17 protein-coding genes, 1 tRNA gene and 1 pseudogene are annotated in these 20,903 nt (G+C 40.6%); 10 read left to right on the forward strand and 9 right to left on the reverse strand.

The window, feature by feature from the left end:
- Positions 1-31 precede the first annotated feature (31 nt).
- Complete coding sequence (locus ACY10D_RS06610; RefSeq protein ID WP_486999973.1) at positions 32-346, forward strand: RES family NAD+ phosphorylase; 315 nt, start codon at positions 32-34, stop codon at positions 344-346.
- A gap of 6 nt (positions 347-352) precedes the next feature.
- Here ACY10D_RS06610 and ACY10D_RS06615 read toward each other — a convergent pair whose 3' ends face one another.
- Positions 353-1,081, reverse strand: a complete 729-nt coding sequence (locus ACY10D_RS06615) for a DNA-binding protein (protein WP_486999974.1) — start codon at positions 1,079-1,081, stop codon at positions 353-355.
- A 199-nt stretch (positions 1,082-1,280) separates the two neighbouring features.
- Between ACY10D_RS06615 and ACY10D_RS06620 the strand changes: the two genes are divergently transcribed.
- From ACY10D_RS06620 to ilvD, 8 genes and pseudogenes are all read left to right on the forward strand, one after another.
- A complete protein-coding gene (locus tag ACY10D_RS06620; protein ID WP_486999975.1) occupies positions 1,281-3,524 on the forward strand; it encodes an NADP-dependent isocitrate dehydrogenase in 2,244 nt (747 codons plus the stop codon).
- Between the two features lie 72 nt (positions 3,525-3,596).
- A tRNA-Val gene (locus ACY10D_RS06625) sits at positions 3,597-3,674 on the forward strand.
- A 307-nt stretch (positions 3,675-3,981) separates the two neighbouring features.
- Complete coding sequence (glyQ, locus tag ACY10D_RS06630) at positions 3,982-4,869, forward strand: glycine--tRNA ligase subunit alpha (RefSeq protein ID WP_486999976.1); 888 nt, start codon at positions 3,982-3,984, stop codon at positions 4,867-4,869.
- A 436-nt stretch (positions 4,870-5,305) separates the two neighbouring features.
- Positions 5,306-7,018, forward strand: a complete 1,713-nt coding sequence (gene ilvB, locus ACY10D_RS06635; RefSeq protein WP_486999977.1) for a biosynthetic-type acetolactate synthase large subunit — start codon at positions 5,306-5,308, stop codon at positions 7,016-7,018.
- 4 nt (positions 7,019-7,022) lie between these two features.
- Positions 7,023-7,319, forward strand: coding sequence for an acetolactate synthase small subunit (locus ACY10D_RS06640; RefSeq protein ID WP_117002983.1), 297 nt, complete (start codon positions 7,023-7,025; stop codon positions 7,317-7,319).
- A gap of 185 nt (positions 7,320-7,504) precedes the next feature.
- Positions 7,505-8,395: pseudogene (thrC, locus tag ACY10D_RS06645) on the forward strand (threonine synthase); the annotation flags it as partial.
- A gap of 198 nt (positions 8,396-8,593) precedes the next feature.
- Positions 8,594-9,130 (forward strand): alpha-isopropylmalate synthase regulatory domain-containing protein, encoded by a 537-nt coding sequence (locus ACY10D_RS06650; protein ID WP_318779323.1) that lies wholly within the window; start codon positions 8,594-8,596, stop codon positions 9,128-9,130.
- A gap of 21 nt (positions 9,131-9,151) precedes the next feature.
- A complete protein-coding gene (ilvD, locus tag ACY10D_RS06655) occupies positions 9,152-10,834 on the forward strand; it encodes a dihydroxy-acid dehydratase (protein ID WP_486999978.1) in 1,683 nt (560 codons plus the stop codon).
- A 43-nt stretch (positions 10,835-10,877) separates the two neighbouring features.
- Here the strand turns inward: ilvD and ACY10D_RS06660 are convergent, their stop codons facing one another.
- The 7 genes from ACY10D_RS06660 to lgt form a co-directional block, all read right to left on the reverse strand.
- Positions 10,878-12,281, reverse strand: a complete 1,404-nt coding sequence (locus ACY10D_RS06660) for a leucyl aminopeptidase (RefSeq protein ID WP_486999979.1) — start codon at positions 12,279-12,281, stop codon at positions 10,878-10,880.
- Between the two features lie 85 nt (positions 12,282-12,366).
- Complete coding sequence (locus ACY10D_RS06665) at positions 12,367-12,888, reverse strand: outer membrane beta-barrel protein (RefSeq protein ID WP_486999980.1); 522 nt, start codon at positions 12,886-12,888, stop codon at positions 12,367-12,369.
- Positions 12,889-12,905: 17 nt separating this feature from the next.
- Positions 12,906-14,366: a decarboxylating NADP(+)-dependent phosphogluconate dehydrogenase gene (gnd, locus tag ACY10D_RS06670; protein ID WP_486999981.1), complete on the reverse strand. Its 1,461-nt coding sequence runs from the start codon at positions 14,364-14,366 to the stop codon at positions 12,906-12,908.
- Positions 14,367-14,502: 136 nt separating this feature from the next.
- Positions 14,503-15,714, reverse strand: coding sequence for a tRNA lysidine(34) synthetase TilS (gene tilS, locus ACY10D_RS06675; RefSeq protein WP_486999982.1), 1,212 nt, complete (start codon positions 15,712-15,714; stop codon positions 14,503-14,505).
- Between the two features lie 5 nt (positions 15,715-15,719).
- Positions 15,720-16,961 (reverse strand): phosphoglycerate dehydrogenase, encoded by a 1,242-nt coding sequence (gene serA, locus ACY10D_RS06680; protein ID WP_486999983.1) that lies wholly within the window; start codon positions 16,959-16,961, stop codon positions 15,720-15,722.
- Positions 16,961-17,794: a thymidylate synthase gene (locus ACY10D_RS06685; protein ID WP_486999984.1), complete on the reverse strand. Its 834-nt coding sequence runs from the start codon at positions 17,792-17,794 to the stop codon at positions 16,961-16,963. Before ACY10D_RS06685 ends, serA begins: the two co-directional genes overlap by 1 nt.
- On the reverse strand, positions 17,778-18,605 hold the full coding sequence (gene lgt, locus ACY10D_RS06690; protein WP_486999987.1) for a prolipoprotein diacylglyceryl transferase: 828 nt from the start codon (positions 18,603-18,605) through the stop codon (positions 17,778-17,780). The genes ACY10D_RS06685 and lgt overlap by 17 nt, the downstream gene beginning before the upstream one ends.
- Before the next feature lie 170 nt (positions 18,606-18,775).
- On the opposite strand from lgt, the gene ACY10D_RS06695 reads away from it, so the two are divergent.
- The gene (locus ACY10D_RS06695; RefSeq protein WP_486999985.1) at positions 18,776-20,644 is read left to right on the forward strand and encodes a cation:proton antiporter; all 1,869 of its coding nucleotides are present in this window, start codon (positions 18,776-18,778) and stop codon (positions 20,642-20,644) included.
- Positions 20,645-20,681: 37 nt separating this feature from the next.
- On the opposite strand, the gene ACY10D_RS06700 is transcribed toward ACY10D_RS06695, so the two are convergent.
- Positions 20,682-20,903, reverse strand: a 222-nt coding sequence (locus ACY10D_RS06700) for an aminomethyltransferase beta-barrel domain-containing protein (protein ID WP_486999986.1), incomplete at its 5' end; no start/stop codon positions are given.

The raw sequence follows: 20,903 nt of genomic DNA on the forward strand, positions 1-20,903 counted from the left end.
GAATAATTGACTGGATTTTTTAGAGTCGGTAGTGCGTTATGACCCAGCTAATGCGCCGATCGAGCAGGTGATTATCTCAGCTGATATTGCTGCAGTGTCTTTGTTAACAGTAACAGATATTGGTTTAGATAATAACGGTATTTGTGGCATGCACGCGCATGATCTACGCGCTCTTGGTGATAAGTGGCTTAGACAAAAAACAAGTTGCGTACTGAAAGTCCCTTCAATTATTACGCCATTTGACGAGTATAGTTATCTTATTAACCCCTTGCATCAGGACTTTGCGAATATTAAAGAAATTAAGTTAACAGATTTTAGATTTGATAAACGCTTATTGAGATCGTAAGTTAGTTTATGAACGCTTTTTCTCAGCTAATGCATTATTGGATTTTTCAAGCTGTTTGCGATAGTACTCAAGTGTTTGCTCGGATTCACGCTTCAATTGGCGAATTTGTCCATTTAAAAAAGCAATTTGCCCTTCTAAAGCATCACGCAAGTCTGAAATACGCTGCGTTGTTTGCTCTTTGAGTGTTTCAGCATAAATACGTGCTTCTTTAGCGACTTGCTCGGCTGATTCGCGACGTGTTTGCTCCTTGACTAAAGCGGCATATAGCTTACGCACTTTAAGCTCAGGGTTGCTTTCGTTTAAAATCATGCTCCATTCATCAGACATACTGCTAAGGATGTCACTACTTAATGCATGAGAGCTTGTAAGAAGTGCTTGAATTATAGGGTCTTGTGCCTTCATCGTGCTAGTTGTTGCTGACGGTTTATCGCTAACTGCCATTTTTGCTTGAGGCTTTTCTTCAGGAATTTTTGCCGCTTGTATTTTTGCGGTAGCAGTGTTTTCTGGAGCAGGTTGCATAGTATCTTCTGGGCTCTTATGAGTGGTTGCTGGTGGTGCGGCTGTTTGACCAGTTGCACGTTCTTCACGCCATTGTTTTAAAAATTTACTGATAGTCGTCGGACTGCCGCGACCAACGGTATCACGAACATTATTTATGCTAGGAGTAATGCCTTGTGCTTCTAGCTTGGTAATTGCTTCGAGTATATCTTCGTAAGAAATGCCTGGACGAGCCATGGTTTGTTATATCCTTAATCGAGTAATTGATTTAACGAAAGTTTAAAGAGAGTTTATATCTACAATCCATGGCGATTATAGCAAGATATTCAATTGCGTCAAACATAAGATAGGCGTCAAGCATATATTTTGTTATGATAAGGCGCGAATTTAATGTAGCAATCACTGATTGATATCCACAATATAAGAGGACATAAGCATGAGCTCAACAAAGCTAATTTATACCCATACAGATGAAGCGCCAATGCTGGCAACTTATTCATTGTTACCGATTATTGAAGCGTTTACTAAGCCTTGCGGTATAGTGGTTGAAACAAAAGACATCTCACTTGCAGCAAGAGTACTGGCGCATTTCCCAGAGTCATTAACAAAAGAACAACGTCATGAAGATGAGTTAGCTATTTTAGGTGAGTTAGCTAAAACACCAAATGCCAATATCATCAAACTGCCAAATATCAGTGCATCAATCCCGCAATTGCAAGCGGCAATTGCTGAGTTGCAAGCACAGGGATATCCGATCCCTGACTACCCAGTTGATGCCAAAACAGCTGAAGAAAAAGAAACAAAAGCGCGTTATGCTAAAGTGCTAGGCAGTGCTGTTAATCCGGTATTGCGTGAAGGCAATTCAGATCGCCGTGTTGCTAAGGCGGTAAAAGAATATGCCAAAAAACATCCGCACTCAATGGGTGCATGGGATAAAGGCTCTAAATCACATGTGGCACATATGTCAGGCGATGATTTTTATGGTAGCGAAGTATCAACTGTTGTCACTGATGATATCAAGGTGAGAATTGTATTTACCGATAAAGCAGGCTTAAGTGAAACACTTAAGTCAGATTTTCCATTGTTAAAGGGAGAGGTAATTGATGCCTCTAAAATGTCGGTTAAAGCCCTAAGAGCATTCTTCGCTGAGCAAATTGATCTAGCGCAAAAAGATGACGTATTGCTATCACTACACATGAAAGCAACAATGATGAAAGTATCTGATCCTATTATTTTTGGACATGCAGTGAGTATTTATTACCAAGATGTCTTTAACAAATATGCAGATGTTTTTGCCAAGCTTGGTGTTAAACCCAATAATGGTATTGGCGATGTTTATGCCAAGATTAAGAGCTTACCAGAGTCTGAGCAAGCTGCGATTAAACAAGATCTTGAGAATGTCTATAAGACGCGCGTAGAGCTTGCAATGGTTGATTCTGATAAAGGAATTACCAACTTGCACGTGCCAAATGATGTCATTATTGATGCGTCTATGCCGGCGATGATCCGCTCTTCTGGCAAGATGTGGGGGCGTGATGGCAAATTGCATGATACAAAGGCTATGATTCCTGATCGTTCATATGCTGGTGTTTACCAAGAAACAATTGATTTTTGTAAAGAACATGGCGCTTTTGATCCAACGGCGATGGGTAGTGTTGCCAATGTCGGCTTAATGGCAAAAAAAGCAGAAGAATACGGCTCACATGATAAGACGTTTGAAATCACGGCTGACGGCAAAGTCAGTGTTATCGATGCTAATGGCAATACACTATTATCACATGATGTTGAAAAGGGTGATATTTGGCGTATGTGTCAAACCAAAGATGTTGCGATTGAAGACTGGGTGAAACTTGCAGTATCACGTGCGCGTATCACCAACACACCTGTTGTGTTCTGGCTAGATGATAAGCGTGCGCATGATGCTAATTTGATTGCTAAGGTAAAAACATATCTTAAAAATCATGATACTAATGGTCTTGAAATACATATCATGTCACCTGTTGATGCGACGCGCTTTTCACTTAAAGCAATCAAAGCCGGTAAAGATGTGATCTCAGCAACAGGTAATGTATTGCGTGACTATCTAACCGATTTATTCCCGATATTGGAATTAGGTACTAGTGCTAAGATGTTATCGATTGTGCCATTACTAGCCGGTGGTGGACTGTATGAAACAGGTGCGGGTGGCTCAGCACCTAAGCATGTACAGCAATTAGTAGCAGAGAATCATTTGCGTTGGGATTCATTAGGTGAGTTCCTTGCATTAGCTGCCTCTTTAGATGATTTAGCCAATAAAACAAATGATGGCAAAGTGCGTGTATTAGCCGACGCGCTAGATCAGGCAAATGCTAAGTTCTTGGATGAAAATAAATCACCATCACGTAAAGTAGGTGAGCTTGATAATCGTGGTAGCCATTTTTATCTGGCGATGTACTGGTCTGAGAGTTTAGCTAAGCAAACAAAAGATGCGCAATTAGCTCATGTATTTAAGCCAGTAGCACAAGCGCTTAAAGCTAATGAAGCTCAGATTGTCGCTGAACTTAATAATGCACAAGGTGTGGCCGTTGATATCGGTGGTTATTATCATCCGAATGCGCAGAAAATTGAAAAAATAATGCGCCCAAGTGCCACGCTTAATCAAGTTATCAATAACTTGGCAAAAGAGCCTGTTAACGCTTAATTATTAAAGTTGGCAGAAAATCACGAAATGGGCTTGTGATTTTCTATAAAGGAATTATAATCTCCGCTCATTGGTCGCTTAGCTCAGTCTGGTTAGAGTACTACCTTGACATGGTAGGGGTCACTGGTTCGAGTCCAGTAGCGACCACCATATCCCCTTCTTTTACGGCTTCTTAATAATGATGAAAGGTCTCTTGTGAGAAACCGATTATCTTACATATTTTGGAAATATTGACTAGCTCTTTGGCTAAATGTAGCAAGTAGATTTTATTTTTGATGAAGTCACTGTGTTTTCTGTCATTGTCAGGCTTTATTTTTAGAATCTTTCACAAAATCCATAAAATCAACAATTTTTAAATGCGATTGCCCTGTGAAGACTAAGATAAACACTATAAAATAACAACTAATAAGTATATACTTTAGCGCAATTTTGATGTGATGAATGTGGATAATCGTTAATGCTTAGTTTTCAGGATATTATTTTTAAACTTCAGCAATATTGGGCAGAAAAAGGTTGTATGATCGTGCAGCCATTGGATATGGAAGTAGGTGCAGGCACCTTTCATCCGGCAACTTTTTTAAGAGCAATTGGTCCGGAGAGTTGGAATGCAGCATATGTACAACCATCGCGTCGTCCAACCGATGGCCGCTATGGTGAGAACCCTAATCGTGGGCAGCATTATTATCAATTTCAAGTGGTGATGAAGCCATCACCGAAAGAATTGCAAGAGCTATACTTGGGGTCATTGCGCGTTTTAGGTATTGACCCATTAGAGCATGATATTCGCTTCGTTGAGGATAATTGGGAATCACCTACCTTAGGAGCTTGGGGCTTAGGTTGGGAAGTCTGGGCAAATGGCATGGAAGTGACCCAGTTTACCTATTTCCAACAAGTTGGTGGCTTAGAATGTAAACCTGTTACCGGTGAAATTACTTATGGACTTGAGCGTTTGGCAATGTATCTGCAAAATGTTGATAGTATGTATGATTTACTGTGGACAAATACAGCAATGGGGCCGGTGTATTATCGCGATGTATTTCAACAAAATGAACGCGAGATGTCACAATATAACTTTGAAGAAGCTAATGTTGAGCATCTATTTAGTGAATTTGATTTTCTTGAGAAAGAAAGTGCACGCCTTTTAGAAAAAGGTCTAGCGTTACCTGCCTATGAGATGATGCTTAAGGCGTCACATACTTTTAACTTGCTAGATGCGCGTCATGCAATCTCTGTAACTGAGCGTCAGCGCTATATTCTACGTGTGCGCACATTGTCGCGAGGTGTGGCTGAAGTGTATTACAAAACCCGTGAGGAACTTGGGTTTCCGATTTTAAGTAATGTTTGATTTCTGATGATTCTGGATGTTGTTTATTATGTGATTCCTCATTTAAAGCTAATAAACAATAGACATTTGTGCTTATAAATTTTAAAAATTTATAAATAAAAGGTTGTATTTCGCAAAATCTATTGCTAATTTAACAATTATGTTGTTTAAAACAGATGCAAAGCATTTGTTAGTAAATACCCAAAGATACATAAAAACGCAATAATTTTGGAGATTAATTTATGCTACGTTCACCGGTAATCAGCCTGATCCTGATTATTATTCTGGTCGTCATTGGACGACCGGAAGGTGTGCGGCTATAGCTAAGAAAAGCCAAGATTAGGAAACCCGCATCTTCCAACCAAAAGGAGGATGCGGGTTTTTTTTTTGGCTTTTTATTATAAGTTTTGTGATGGGTATATGTAAATAAATTGAAATAAAGAGGTAGGGAGTAGGTATGCAAATAACCGGCGCACAAGCAATTGTTAAAGCACTAATAGAGGAAGGAGCTCGTACTGTTTTTGGCTATCCAGGGGGGGCGATTATGCCAACCTATGATGCTTTGTATGACGCCAAAGACACACTACACCACGTATTGGTGCGTCATGAGCAGGCTGCAATTCATGGTGCGGTTGGCTTTGCGCGTGCAACTGGTGGTGTTGGTGTTGCTATTGCCACCTCGGGACCTGGCGCGACAAATCTAATCACCGGTATAGCAGATGCCCTTATTGACTCTATTCCAGTGGTTTGTATTACTGGTCAGGTATTTAGCAGTCTGTTAGGGTCTGATGCATTTCAAGAAGCGGACATTATTGGCATGACCATTACTGCTACCAAATGGAATTATCAAATCACCGACCCAAATGAAATTCCAAGTGTATTCAAGAAAGCCTTTGAAATTGCTCAAAATGGTCGTCCAGGACCCGTACTCATCGATATTACCAAAGATGCACAAGTGGGTATGATGGAATATATCAGTGCTTATCAAACAGCAAATCAAGATACAGCTAAGCCAAAATGGCTTAAAAAGCCAATGATTAATATGGATAGTGTACACAAGGCATCACAGCTGATTAATTTGGCAAAAAAACCGATTATGATTGCAGGACATGGTGTGATGATCTCTGGCGCTGAAGAGGTATTTATCAAGGTGGCAGAAAAAGCAGATATGCCGGTAGTTAGTACCTTATTAGGTTTATCCTCTTTCCCTGTAGAGCATCCATTATATAAAGGCATGCTGGGTATGCATGGCAATTATGCGGCCAATGTCTTATGCAATGATGCTGATGTCGTTGTCGCTGTGGGCATGCGCTTTGATGATCGGGTTACGGGAGATCTCAAACGTTATTTACCACATGCTAAAGTGATTCATATTGAAATCGATATGGCAGAAATTGATAAAAACGTTAAAGCTGATGTTGCGATTCATGCCGATGCTAAAGAGGCATTAACCGCGCTTTTACCTTTCGTTTGTCAGAACAAACATGATAATTGGCATAAGCGCTTTGTTGAGCACCATACCAAAGAGTATGATGCTGTTATCAAAAATGAGACAAAACCAACTAGTGGTGAGCTAAAAATGGCGGAAGTCGTTGCCCTTTTATCTGAAAAGACGAAAGGTGAAGCCATTATCGTTAGTGATGTTGGTCAACATCAGATGATTGCGGCACGCTATTATCAATTTAAAAATAGTAATAGCCATATTACGTCAGGTGGCTTAGGGACAATGGGGTTTGCGCTGCCTGCAGCCATAGGTGCTAAACTTGGTATTAAAGACCAAAAACAAGTCATTGCCATTGCCGGAGACGGTGGTTTTCAGATGAATATCCAAGAGCTTGCTGTACTTAATCAAGAGGGGATTAATCTTAAGATGATCGTTCTTAATAATGGTTATCTTGGCATGGTAAGACAGTGGCAAGAGCTCTTTTTTGAAGAGCGTTATGCTTATACTAATATCTCATCTCCTGATTTTGTCAAAGTCGCTGAAGCCTATGGCATCCGCGGTAAGCGCGTCGCTGAACGCGCAGATTTAGAGGCTAGTATTCAAGAGATGTTAGATTCACCAAAATCATTCTTTTTAGAGGTGGTGGTTGAGCAGCAAGAAAATGTTTTCCCAATGGTGCCAGCAGGTGCTTCAATCAGTGATACACAACTATCCGTAGGAGGGTAAGATCATGCAACAGAAAATTTACTTTATCTCAATGACAACAGAAAATGCTTTATCTGTTTTACAGCGTATTTCATCGATTTTTTCACGTCATAGAATCAATATTGAGCAGATGAATGTTTTTGAAACTGCCAATAAAGGGGTTTCACATTTTAGTTTGGTGCTGCATTCTAATGATGAAAAAATCCAAAAAGTCGTAAGACAACTTGCCAAAGTGATTGAGGTGATCGATATTCAGATCTCAAATAGTATGCCAATTACTACCGAAGAAGCTACAAACAAAGAATCACTGAAAGTCGCCTAAAGGAAAAGTCCATGTATCAACTGCTAGATTTTAACACCAAAGATGTGGTGACAACTGATGATTTTGTTTTTGCTGGAGAGACCTCACCATGGGAAGTGCAAATGGATCTTGAGCACATTCGACGTAAAATTAATTTAGATTATTTTGTTTCTGCCGCCCCTTGTCTTTCCAAATATTTACCCTTGATGCCGATTCAAGAACCCGCTAGCTTTGTGTCATTACGTGAAAGTGCAACACCACTTGTCAAAAGCAAAGTATTGGGTAAAGAACTAGGGATTGATTTATACTTCAAAGTTGAGGGTAAAAATCCAACAGGTTCGTTTAAAGATCGTGGCTCTGCGGTTGATATTAGCATTGCCAAAGAGCTAGGTGCCAAAGGGGTAATCTTAGCCTCAACGGGTAATATGGCAGCATCATGTTCATGCTATGCAGCAGCAGCTAAAATGCCATGCTTTATCGTCGTACCTGAAGGGGTGTCAATGTCGAAGCTTGCACAAGTTATCTCATTTGGTGGCAAAATTATTCAGGTTAAGGGCAGCTATAACGATGCAGCAAACTTGGCCTATAAAATTGCCAAATCACGCAAATTTTTCTTAGCCGGAGACTATGCTTTTCGGGTTGAAGGACAAAAAACCGGTGCCTTTGAAGTTATCGATCAGTTATTGTTTCAAGTGCCGGATGAGGTGATTATTCCCGTGGGTTGTGGTACGAATATTACGGCTTACGCCAAGGGATTTGCTGAGTATCAAGGCTTGGGACTTATTCATAAGATACCGCGCTTAGTTGGTGTGCAATCAACCGGTGCTTGCTCATTGGTGAATGCATTTGATAAAAAGGCGAAACATCTTGAACCACTAGAGCGTGCCGATACGATTGCTACGGCGATTGCGGTACCTTTCCCGATTGATGGTGACAAAGCGATTGATGCGATTTATCAAACAGGCGGTGAAGCGTCAGCGGTTAGTGATACTGATATGCTTAAAGCACAATATTATCTATCCACACAAGAAGGTTTATTTGTCGAAAGTGCCTCAGCAGCAACGGTTGCGCATTTATTTAAGAAAAAAGAACAAGGCTTGATTAAACCTGGGCAACGCATTGTTTGTGTGTTATCAGGGGAAGGCTTAAAAGATCCGTCAGTGGTGTTGAAATCAGCGATTCAACCGCCAATTATTTATCCAAATGAAAAAGATTTTGACAAACTTTATGATAGCAATTTCTTCGATAATAAAACGATGGTGTTCGTTGAAAAGGATCAAGTGCTGTTTAGAGAAATGCCAAATCCTAGCCAAACCAAAGAGGCATTAGAGGATTTATTTGGCGCCAATTACAATGATGATTTAATTGCCAAGGTGCAAAGTTGCATTGAGCGCTTTTTAGCAAAAGGACGTGCAATTCATATTTCAGATTTACAAGACATCGTGCAAGATGCGATGGAGATGATTGATGTCACTCATAGTGATATTTTAAAAGTTGTGTCATTTAAAGTGACTACAGGGCAAGATAAAATTGCTGACGCGGAAGTCACCGTCGAGCTTAATGGTCAACTTTACTATGCATCAAATAGAGGTGTGGGGCCTGTTGATGCTATTATTCAGGCCTTATGCAAGGCGTGTCCTAGTGAGATTCAATATCAATTGACTGATTATAAGGTGCAGATTCGTGGGCAAGGTGCCGATGCGGTAGTGTATGTTGAAATGAAATTAATTAAAGGTAGTCAAAACTCGGTTGGCAAAGCAGTTTCACCTGATATTATTCAGGCATCTGTCGAAGCATTTATTGATGCGTATAATATTGCGCATCCGGCATAAAAACAAAGGAATATAATCATAATGACCAATCAAAAACTAAATCGTTATAGTCAAGTGCTAACTCAAGATAAGACCCAAGGTGCTTCTCAAGCAATGCTTTATGGTACCGGAATGCATGAAGCAGATATGGAAAAAGCACAAGTGGGTATTGCCAGTGTTTGGTATGAAGGTAATACCTGTAATATGCATTTAAATCAACTAGCGCAATATGTAAAACATAGTGTCACCAAAGCGGATCTTGTCGGTATGCGCTTTAATACCATTGGTGTTAGTGACGGCATTTCAATGGGTACTGATGGTATGAGTTATTCATTACAATCGCGTGATTTAATCGCTGACTCTATTGAAACCGTGATGTCTGCACATTGGTATGATGGTTTAGTTGCTATTCCAGGTTGCGATAAGAATATGCCTGGATGCATGATGGCATTAGGAAGGCTCAATCGCCCTGGTTTTGTGATCTATGGTGGTACGATTCAAGCCGGTGTTGTGCGTGGAAAACCTGTCGATATCGTCACGGCTTTCCAAAGCTATGGTGCGTGCCTAGCCGGCAGTATTAGTGAAGAAGAGCGCGTTGAGACGATTAAAAAAGCATGTCCTGGAGCTGGTGCTTGTGGGGGAATGTATACCGCAAATACAATGGCATGTGCGATTGAAGCAATGGGGATGAGTTTGCCATTTAGCTCATCAACCCCTGCAACTGATGTGAAGAAGATTCAAGAATGTGATAAAGCCGGTAGTGTTATTGAAAATTTATTGGCATTGGATATTAAACCACGCGATATCATGACCAAACACGCCTTTGAAAATGCGATGGTAGTGATTACCGCCATGGGTGGCTCAACCAATGCAGTGCTTCATTTAATTGCTATTGCACATTCGGTAGGTGTTAAATTAACCTTGGCAGACTTTCAGCGCATTAGTAACAAAGTACCATTGTTAGCGGATTTTAAACCAAGTGGGAAATACGTTATGGCAGATTTACATGCGATTGGTGGTACACCAGCTGTTATGAAAATGTTATTAAAAGAAGGGTTATTGCATGGCGACTGCATGACCGTAACGGGTAAAACAGTAGCACAGAATCTAGCGGAAGTTAAAGAGCTACCAAAAGATAATGACATTATTCGCCCATTAACCAATCCTTTAAAGGCAACAGGGCATTTGCAAATGCTCTTTGGTAATATCGCAACTGAAGGCTCAGTTGCTAAGATTACCGGCAAAGAAGGCGAGATCTTTACAGGTGTTGCCAATGTATTTGATGCTGAAGAAGAGCTAGTAACAGCCGTTGAAGAAGGTCGTGTGAAAAAGGGTGATGTCATTGTTATTCGCTATGAGGGTCCAAAGGGAGGTCCTGGTATGCCAGAGATGCTAAAGCCAACCTCATTAATTATGGGTGCGGGGCTTGGGCAAGATGTGGCGCTTATTACCGATGGTCGTTTCTCAGGTGGATCACATGGCTTTATCGTTGGTCATATTGCCCCTGAAGCACAAGTAGGTGGCAATCTTGCTTTGATTCAAAATGGCGATAAGATTACGATTGATGCTGTGAATAATCGCATTGATGTTGATCTATCGAATGATGAGCTTAACGCACGTCGCGCTAATTGGCGTGCACCTGAGCTTAAAGCCAAACAGGGTACTTTGAAGAAGTATATTAAAACAGTTGCCTCTGCCTCTGAAGGTTGTGTCACTGACTTATAGTTAAATGAAACATTCGCAAATATGCGAATGCTTCATTTAACTTTTATTTGACTTGATTGATTATGTATTGAGTTAACATCGGCACAGGGCGTCCAGTGGCAGTGGCCTTCTCAAAGCCTTTCATTGCAGAACCTGCGACATCTAGATGTGCCCATGTATATTTTTCAGTGAACTTTGATAGGAATAACGCAGCAGTAATGCTACCTGCGGCAGGGCCCCCGATATTATATACATCTGCAATCTCACTTTTTAACTGCTCATGATAGGCTTGATGTAAAGGCATATGCCATGCGTGATCATGACTTTCTTCAGCGGCAAGCTTGATATCATTGACTAAGGCGTCGTTATTGCCGAATAATCCAGTAATATCTCCGCCAAGTGAGATGACCATGGCACCTGTTAAAGTCGCAATATCAATAACCACCTTAGGATCATAGCGCTCGATATAAGTTAGCGTATCACAAAGTGCCAAACGACCCTCGGCATCAGTGTTGCCGATTTCAACGGTAATACCTTTCATACTTGTTAAGACATCGCCTGGACGATAAGAATCGCCATCAAGTGAGTTTTCAACTAAAGCTACAGTACCAATGATATTAATTGGTAGCTTAAGCTCAACGATGGCCTTCATTGTGCCAAAGACAGCGGCAGCGCCACCCATATCCATCTTCATGCTACCCATACTTTGCCATGGTTTTAAGCATAAACCACCTGTGTCATAGACTAAGCCTTTACCAACTAACACGATTGGTTTGTCATCTTTGTTGCCACCACGGTATTCCATACAAGCAATATAGCTTGGCATGCTAGAACCACGTCCTACAGCTGTGATGCAACCCATGCCAAGTTTATGCATTTCATCTTCGCCAATGTAATGTAATGATCCGTGCGTGCTGCTATCCATTAACTTTTTGGCTTCATTTAATAAATAATCAGTGGTGCAGATATTTGCTGGGAAGTTTTTTAGATCCTTGGCATAGTTTTGCCCGTGCGCTACTGCTTGTGCAACATGGATCTCATTGGCTACTTCACTAGCTGATTGGGTAACAATATCAATCTGTGCTAGTTTGAAGGTTTCCTTCTCAGATTTTAATTGATTAAAGACATAAGCAGCATTGATGAGTGCTTCAACAAATGTGCGGATATGATTATCACCAATAGATTTAGTATCTACTGTAAAACGATCGATGTTTAATGATTTTAATTGCGTATATAAAGCGACAACGGCTTTTCTTAGCGAGTTGGTGTTTAGTTTACCTTTCTCACCCAAGCCAACGGCAAGATAGTTTTTGTCATTATCTACGCCAAAATAGGTGCTTGCAACTTTGGTTTTAAAAAGTCCTTGCGTCAGTGCATTTTGAATGGTGGTGATTGTGCTGTTGTCATTATCAAAAACAAATACGATTTCAGTTTGTAATGGGCTTTGTGTCAGTGCATTAATTTGCATAATATCCCTCGTGATTTTAGATTATAAATTCAGAGGTTGCAGTGTCGCATAGATACAAAGCGATTTGCAAGTTGCTATCAGCAGATTAGAATTCGTAACTAACACCAAATGTATACGCATCAGCAAAAGGTTGCTCACCGCGGTTATATAAAAAATAACGACTACTTTGGAAGAAAATATTAAAGCCTAAGATCTGATAACCCATGCCAATGGCAACAGCTGGACGCCATAGTGTATTAGGAAATACATTTTCATCAACGCCTGAGATGTGGTTATAAGCATAACCTGCTTTGGCGGTAAGGTTTAAACCCAGTGGTAGGCTAAGATTCGCAGTCGCATAAAACGGAATCGTCATTAAATCACCGGTTTGATTATTAAGCTTAACCGTGCTGTTGAGGTAGTTTAGCTCGGTTTCAACACCAAGTTTTAATAGCGGAAAAACAGAAAACTGATAACCAACAAGAAAACCTGTGGTGACATTGTTGTCGGCATTTAACTCATTTGATGAGTGACTAACGCCACCCTGAGCGCCGACATAAAGTCCAGCATAAGCTGAGCTTGCAGCAATCATGCTAGCTAGTGTGAGAGATGATAATATTTTTTTCATAAGTTTAATCCTTGTTATTAGATACTGTAACCTGTGGAGGATACGTTACTATTTGAACCAATCCAATCGGTGTGGAAAAACTCACCGCGCGCTTTATCCAAACGCTCATAGGTGTGCGCACCGAAGTAGTCGCGCTGTGCTTGCAATAGATTTGCCGGTAAGCGTCCAGTGGTGAAACCGTCAAAGAAGCTTAAGCTTGAAGTCAAAGCAGGCATAGCAACACCAGCTTCAATGCCCTTGGCAACAATGCGTCGAACACTTGGTAGTGCTTTGCTAATAATCTCTTTAAAATAATCATCAAACAGTAAGTTTTGTAATTGAGCATTATTGTCAAATGCGGCTTTGATTTTATCTAAAAATACGCTGCGGATAATACAACCTTCGCGCCACATTAGTGCAATATCGCCATAATTCAAATTCCATTGATAATGCTTGGAGGCTTCTTGCATGAGCATATAGCCTTGGGCATAAGAGATGATTTTGGCAAATAAAAGTGACTGTTGTAAGTCATGCAATAACGCATGAGAAACACTAAGTTTTTCATATGATTTCTTGCCATAGATGGCTTCAGCTTCAACACGAATGTCTTTTTGAGCTGAGATGCAGCGCGCGAAAACGCTCTCAGCAATCAATGTTAACGGAATGCCTAAATCAAGTGCGTTAATTCCTGTCCATTTGCCCGTGCCTTTTTGACCGGCGGTATCTAATATGCGATCGATAACATAGCCTTCAGTATCTTTGAATTTTAGAATATTGGCAGTAATTTCAATTAAATAACTATCTAACTCAGTTTTATTCCATTTCTCAAAGATTTCACTTAATTGTTCATTGTCTAGACCTAATAGATCTTTCATAAACTGATATGCTTCACAAATGAGCTGCATATCACCATATTCGATACCATTGTGAACCATCTTGACAAAGTGCCCAGCGCCACCATTGCCAACCCACTCGCAGCATGCTTCCCCTACGGGTGTTTTAGCAGCAATCGCTTGGAAAATAGGCTTGACCGCACCCCATGCCTCGGGCATGCCTCCAGGCATCATTGATGGTCCGAAGCGTGCACCTTCCTCACCACCTGAAACACCAGTGCCAATAAAGTATATGCCCTTCGCTTTAAGCGCATGCGTGCGACGTTCGCTATCGGTAAAATTGGAGTTACCTCCATCGATAATGATGTCGCCTTTATCTAAATGCGGCACTAAAGCATCAATAAACTGATCAACAACATCACCGGCTTTGACCATTAACATGATTTTGCGTGGGCTTTTTAGCTTAGACAGCATATCTTCAATTGAGTAGGCACCAATGATGTTTGTGCCTTTTGCATTGCTATTTAAAAACTCATCGACTTTGCTCGTGGTACGGTTGTAAGCAACGACATGAAAGCCATGATCATTCATATTTAAAATTAGATTCTGCCCCATTACCGCAAGACCAATAACGGCAATATCTCCCTTTTGTTGCATCGATTGCATCAAAACGCTCCTAAACTCATTTTGCATTTTGTGAGCATTTTAAAACTTTAGACAGGCAAGATAAAGGCTTTTATTGGGGGTGAAAAAAGGTAACAGGATTTAAGTAAAAGAAGTTTTGTGAGTTGATGTGAGCATGTCAATGACAAATAAAAAAAGGATATACCGCAATAATATGATTGGGTGCTATAGTTAAGGTAATAATTTGTGCGTGAGAACGATCTTGGGCAGAAATACCTTGCTCTTGGAAGATGACCTTTAAGCTTTGACTTTTATGGCGATAAAGAGGGCGGCAACGGTCTCCGGCTTGACGAGGGCGAATAATTAAATCATTCACTGTAAAGGTTGTTTGCTGTTGTGCGTTGAGCCATTGCACTATATCGACGTCAGTAGCAGTTACTAATGTTGGTGCTGTATTTATTTCAATAAGCAAATAACCTTTAACAATAGATAAATGACTTTCAGCTAACGTATAGTGCCAATTGCTTTGCATATTCTGTGCGCCAATGTGAATTTGTAATAACTGCGCTTGCGATGGGTAAAGGCTGTGTTTAGTTAACCACATCTTCAGTAGTTGCTTTTGCTGTAGTGATGAGTATGTTTTAAATTGCATTAAGTCAAGGCGATTATCCGTCGTAATCTTTGCTAAATATGGGGACAATAGCTCATGTATTAAGATATCTGCCTCAGCGCATAATTCAGCACTGCGCGCTAGTGTGGTATCGGCTTGCGGCAGAATCTCACGTAATTTTGGCATGATATTGTGACGAAGTGCATTGCGCCTGAAGTCAGTGGATTGATTGCTTTCATCTTCAATCCATGTCAGGTTATGGTTTTGACAATATGTGATAAGTTCAGTTTTGTTGAGATCTAAAAAAGGGCGAAGGAGAAAACCGTTAGCAAACGTTTTTTCTTTAGCAATGGCAGCAAGCCCTTTTACGCCATTACCGCGCAATGCTTGTAGTAAGAAAGTCTCTGCTTGATCTTCGATATGATGGGCAGTTAGCAATAAACTATTCGGTGTTTGTTGCATCACAGATTCAAAGAAAGCATAGCGTTCAGTACGTGCCCAGTGTTCAATGTTATTGCGTTTAGTGGGTGGTGTGAGTCGGTGGGCAGTAAATTGGATATTTAATTGAGCTGCTTCTATTTGACAAACATTAAGCCAATGATCAGCGTTTTTGCTTAAGCCATGGTGGATATGAATGGCGTGGATATTGATATTGCTCTTTAGTTGTATCGTTAAGTGCAACAAGGCAGTTGAGTCAACACCACCACTATAAGCAACATAAATATGTTGAATATGATGTTCTTTTACAACATCATCAATGAGGGCAAGTGCTTGGTGCATCGACTTTAGAATAAAACGCGCGAACGAATCGTGCCATCGATGGCTTTAAGCTTTTGTAGTAAGGCGCGTGAGGTTTCTTCGCTACTATTGATATCAATGACAACATAACCAATATTGGCAAGGGTTCGCAAAAATTGACCCTCGACGTTGATGTTATGATCAAAGAAAACACGGTTAATCGCGCGCATCATCCCCGGTTTATTCTCATGGATATGTAAAATACGATGAACATTATCTTGCGTCGGTAGTGATAATTCAGGGAAGTTTACCGCTGAAATGGTTGAGCCATTATCACTGTATTTTATGAGCTTATCTGCAACTTCAACGGCAATATTTTGTTGTGCTTCTAATGTGCTGCCACCAATATGCGGTGTTAAAAATACATTATCAAGTCCAATGAGCTCACTTTCAAAAATTTCATTATTACTGGATGGCTCTTTTGGGAACACATCAATTGCCGCACCTTTTAGATGTTTGGTTTTGATCGCTTGCGCTAAGGCTTGGATATCAACAACGCTCCCTCGTGAGGCGTTGATCAATACGCTACCTTTTTTCATAAGCTTAAGCTCTTTGGCAGTAATCATGTTTTTAGTTGCAGGTGTATCAGGCACATGCAAAGTAATAATGTCTGACTTATTTAATAATACCTCTAAATTAACACTCGAGGTGGCATTGCCAAGGGGGAGTTTATTTTCAATATCGTGAAAAAATACCTTAAGACCTAGGCTTTCTGCTAACACACTGACTTGTGAGCCAATATGACCATAACCAATAATACCCAGTGTTTTACCGCGTACCTCATGTGCACCACTGGCTGATTTGATCCAATCTTGGCGATGCATCTGCATGTTTTTGTCAATGACATTGCGATAGAGCAAAATCATCTGACCAATGACAAGTTCAGCGACACTACGTGTGTTGGAAAAAGGTGCATTAAAAACTGGGATACCAAGACTTTGCGCCGTTGTTAAATTCACCTGATTGGTGCCAATGCAAAAGCAACCAATAGCAATCAAATGTGGACAAGCTTTAAGGACAGCTTCAGTAAGTTGAGTACGTGAACGCACACCAACGATTTTAACACTTTGTAAGGCATCAATAAGGGCATTATCATCTAAAGCATGCGTCAGTGAGGTAATATTGCTATAACCGGCTTGGACAAAGGCGTTATGCGCTTGGGCATGCACACCCTCAAGCAATAAAACTTTAATTGCACTGCGATCAAGAGAAGTGGTTTGTTCATTCATTAGACGGCTACCTGTGCTTTAATGGCTGGGTGACATTGATAATTAACGATTTCAAAATCATCAAATTGATAATCAAAAACTGTTGCTGCTTTACGATTGATCTGTAACGTTGGCAATGGCAGTGGTGTGCGTGTTAGCTGCTCATTGATTTGTTCGTGATGATTACTATAAATATGGCAATCACCGCCTGACCAGATAAAATCACCAACTTCAAGGTCACACTCTTTGGCGACTATATGCGTTAACAGTGCATAAGAAGCAATATTAAAAGGCACACCTAAAAAGGCATCGGCTGAGCGTTGCATCAACATGCACGACAACTTGCCATTAGCAACATAAAACTGAAAAAGCGTGTGACAAGGAGGTAATGCCGCTTTGCCCATTCTGACATTATCTTGTGGCGAGATTGACTCATCGGGTAATACACTGGGATTCCAGCTATTAACGATAATTCGTCTTGAGTCAGGGCGTGTTTTAATTAAGTTGATGGCTTCTTCGATTTGATCAATCACTTGACCATTAGGTGTTTGCCAACTGCGCCACTGTTTGCCATAAATAGGACCAAGATCGCCATCTTCAAGTGCCCAGTCATTCCAGATGCGCACACCATTTTCGGCAAGATAATTATTGTTGGTATCACCCTTTAAGAACCATAGTAATTCATGAATGACACTTTTAATATGAATTTTCTTGGTTGTAACTAATGGGAAACCTTCGCTTAAATCAAAACGCATTTGATAGCCAAAAACGCTTTGCGTGCCAGTACCCGTGCGGTCGGTCTTGGTGACGCCATGCTCCTTGATGTGGCGCAAGAAATTAAGATATTGCTGCATTATTATCCTTTATATTTTCTTCTTTTTCTTGTGTTTTTTGAGTGGTGATATATAGCAAAATAATTAAGCCAACGACGATCATCGGAGTTGAAAGCAGTTGCCCCATGGTCATCCAGTTAAAGAGCATATAACCCATCTGTGGATCTGGCTGGCGGAAAAACTCAGCGATAAATCTAAATAAGCCGTACCATAATAAGAAGTTGGCAGAAACAAATAAGCGCGGACGTTGTTTTCTGGAGATAAACCATAAGATTAAGAATAGCACAACCCCTTCAAGGGCAAACTCTAAAAGTTGCGAAGGAAATCGCGGTAGCGGTCCACCATTAGGAAACACCATACCAATTGATGAGTTGGTAACACGCCCCCATAACTCACCATTGATAAAATTACCCAAGCGTCCAGCACCTAAACCAATAGGCACCATTGGTGCGATAAAATCTAAAATATCAAAAACATTGCATTTATATTTGCGACAAAATAATGAAATCGCAAGAATCACACCAATTAAGCCGCCATGAAAAGCCATGCCGCCATCCCATACTTTGAAGATAATCCAAGGCTCATGGATAAAGTTACTAAAATCATAAAACAGCATATACCCAATACGCCCGCCAAGGATGACGCCAAGGGCGGCGTAAAAAATCATATCAGAGACTTGAGCTTTGGTGATTGGGCTATAAGGTTTCTTGCAGCGAAGGGTTGATAAAAACCAAGCGCCAGCGAAGCCAACTAAATACATGATGCCATACCAGTGTACTTTTATCGGACCAAGTGATAAAGCAACCGGATCAATGTTTGGATAGATAAGCATTTGTCTTGTTAATAGATCAAAAGTAGACATATTATAGCGAGGTCAGGTAAGATTTTATAGCGTTTAGCGCCAATAAAATCTTATAAACAAAGACAGTGAAAAAACACTTTCGCTTATCAAGTTGTTTGCTACAATTATCTGGAATTAAACCAACAAGGAAGACGACCTACGTGGAAGTTAATAACTTTTTTGCCTCAACAACCTATATCCCTATTGTGTTAATAGTTATCTTATTATTGGGCTTTGCTTGTCAATGGTTGGCGTGGCGTCTGCGTTTGCCGGCAATTTTATTTTTATTGATTGTTGGGATTTTATTAGGACCTGTCAGTCAATTGGTTTTAGGTGATCATTACCAATTTTTAAATCCGGAACGTGTATTTAACGGCATGCTCTATCCAATTGTCTCAATTTGTGTGGCAATTATTCTCTTTGAGGGCTGTATGAGTCTGAAGTTTAGAGAAATCAAAGGTTTGGGTGGAACCGTTAGAAATATTGTGACCATTGGCCTTTTGATTACCGCGATTTTAACGACTTTTTTAGTGCATTATATATTTGATATTTCATGGAAAGTCGCAGCCCTTATTGGTGCGATATCTTCAGTCAGTGGACCTACTGTTGTTGTGCCGATTTTGCGTAGTGTACGCCCAACAGAGAAGCTTGCGAATATTATTCGTTGGGAAGGAATGCTAGTCGATCCGATTGGTGCGCTATTGGCGGTGATTGTCTTTACCGCTATTACTGCTTCGCAATACAATGCTTTTTGGCATATCACCGTGCATATTTTATTAGTATTTCTTGTTGGTGGCATTGGCGGACTTGTTGCTGGCTTTTTATTGGGTACGATACTTAAAAAGCAGTGGGTGCCAAGTTATTTAAACAATATGTTTGTATTGTCATTTGTGATTACTAGCTTTGTGATTGCTGAGCATGTTGTTGAAGGTGGTGGGCTTTTGATTGTCACCATTATGGGTATTATTGTCGGTAACATGCCTAATGCTCATATTGAGGAGATTCTTGATTTTAAAGAATCCTTGAGTCTTATCTTGATATCAAGTTTATTTATTATTTTAGGTGCGAATGTTAGTTTTGAGTATTTAGAAGCTGTATGGTGGAAAGCCATTGTATTGGTATTGATTTTGCAATTTATTGTCAGACCAATTGCTGCTGGCTTCTCCACTTTAGGCAGTGAGCTTAATTGGCGTGAGCGAGTGATGGTGGGATGGATAGCACCTCGCGGGATTGTTGCCGCTGCCGTGGCTGCGTTATTTTCCATAAAAGTTATTGAAAACTTAGGCTTGCCACAAGAAGGTGAACTATTGGTACTTATCGTCTTTATGATTATCTTAGGCACGGTAATTATCCAGAGTCTGACAGCGCCATTTTTGGCAAAAGTATTACATGCATCGGCACCCGAGCCGCGCGGGTTCTTGGTTATTGGTGGCAATACCTTGGCAAGAAGCATTGCTAAAGAGCTTCATAATAACAATGTGCATGTCGTACTTGCTGATACCAGTTGGCGTAGTGTTCAGGCATGTCGTTTGCAAGGCTTGACCTGTTATTATGGCAGCTCGGTATCAGAGCATGCTGATTGGCATTTGAATCTGGTGGGTATTGGGCGGATGCTGGGCTGCTCGTCAAGTGAACAAATGAATACTTTGGCAGCGGTTAAGTATTATCGTGAATTTGATGGGCGCGCTTCTGTTTTTGTCTTACCAACAGCGCAAAACAAAGCAAATTCTAAGCTTACCTATCTTACTAAGAAATATGCAAAGCGTTTATTTAGTAAGGACCTGTCATATCAGACATTAAGAAGTATTATCAAGCAAGGTGGGCAAGTTAAGACAACAACCATCAGTAATGAGTTTAGTTGGGAGCAATTTTTATCCCTCAATCAACAGGCAATTCCATTATTTTATATCAACAAGAAATCGCAAATTCATGTGGTTTCTCCTGATAGTCAGCATATACCTGAGGCAGGTTGGCGCGTGATTTATTTGATGCCGCCTGAGAACTGGATTGTTGATAGCGATGAAAAGTAGGGATATTCAATATTAAAGTTAAATTGAGTATTTATAGCTATTCAATAACGCCACCACCTAAGCAAACTTCACCATCATAAAATACGACTGATTGCCCTGGTGTGATCGCACGTTGTGGTTGGTCAAATATGACTTCAACTCTGTCTTTTATCACCTTGACTTGGCAAGCTTGATCCGCTTGACGATAGCGTGCCTTGGCAGTGCATCTGAAGTTATCAGCTGGTGCTTGCCCTTTGACCCAATGCAACTTAATAGCAGT

The organism is Cysteiniphilum sp. (assembly GCF_057495195.1).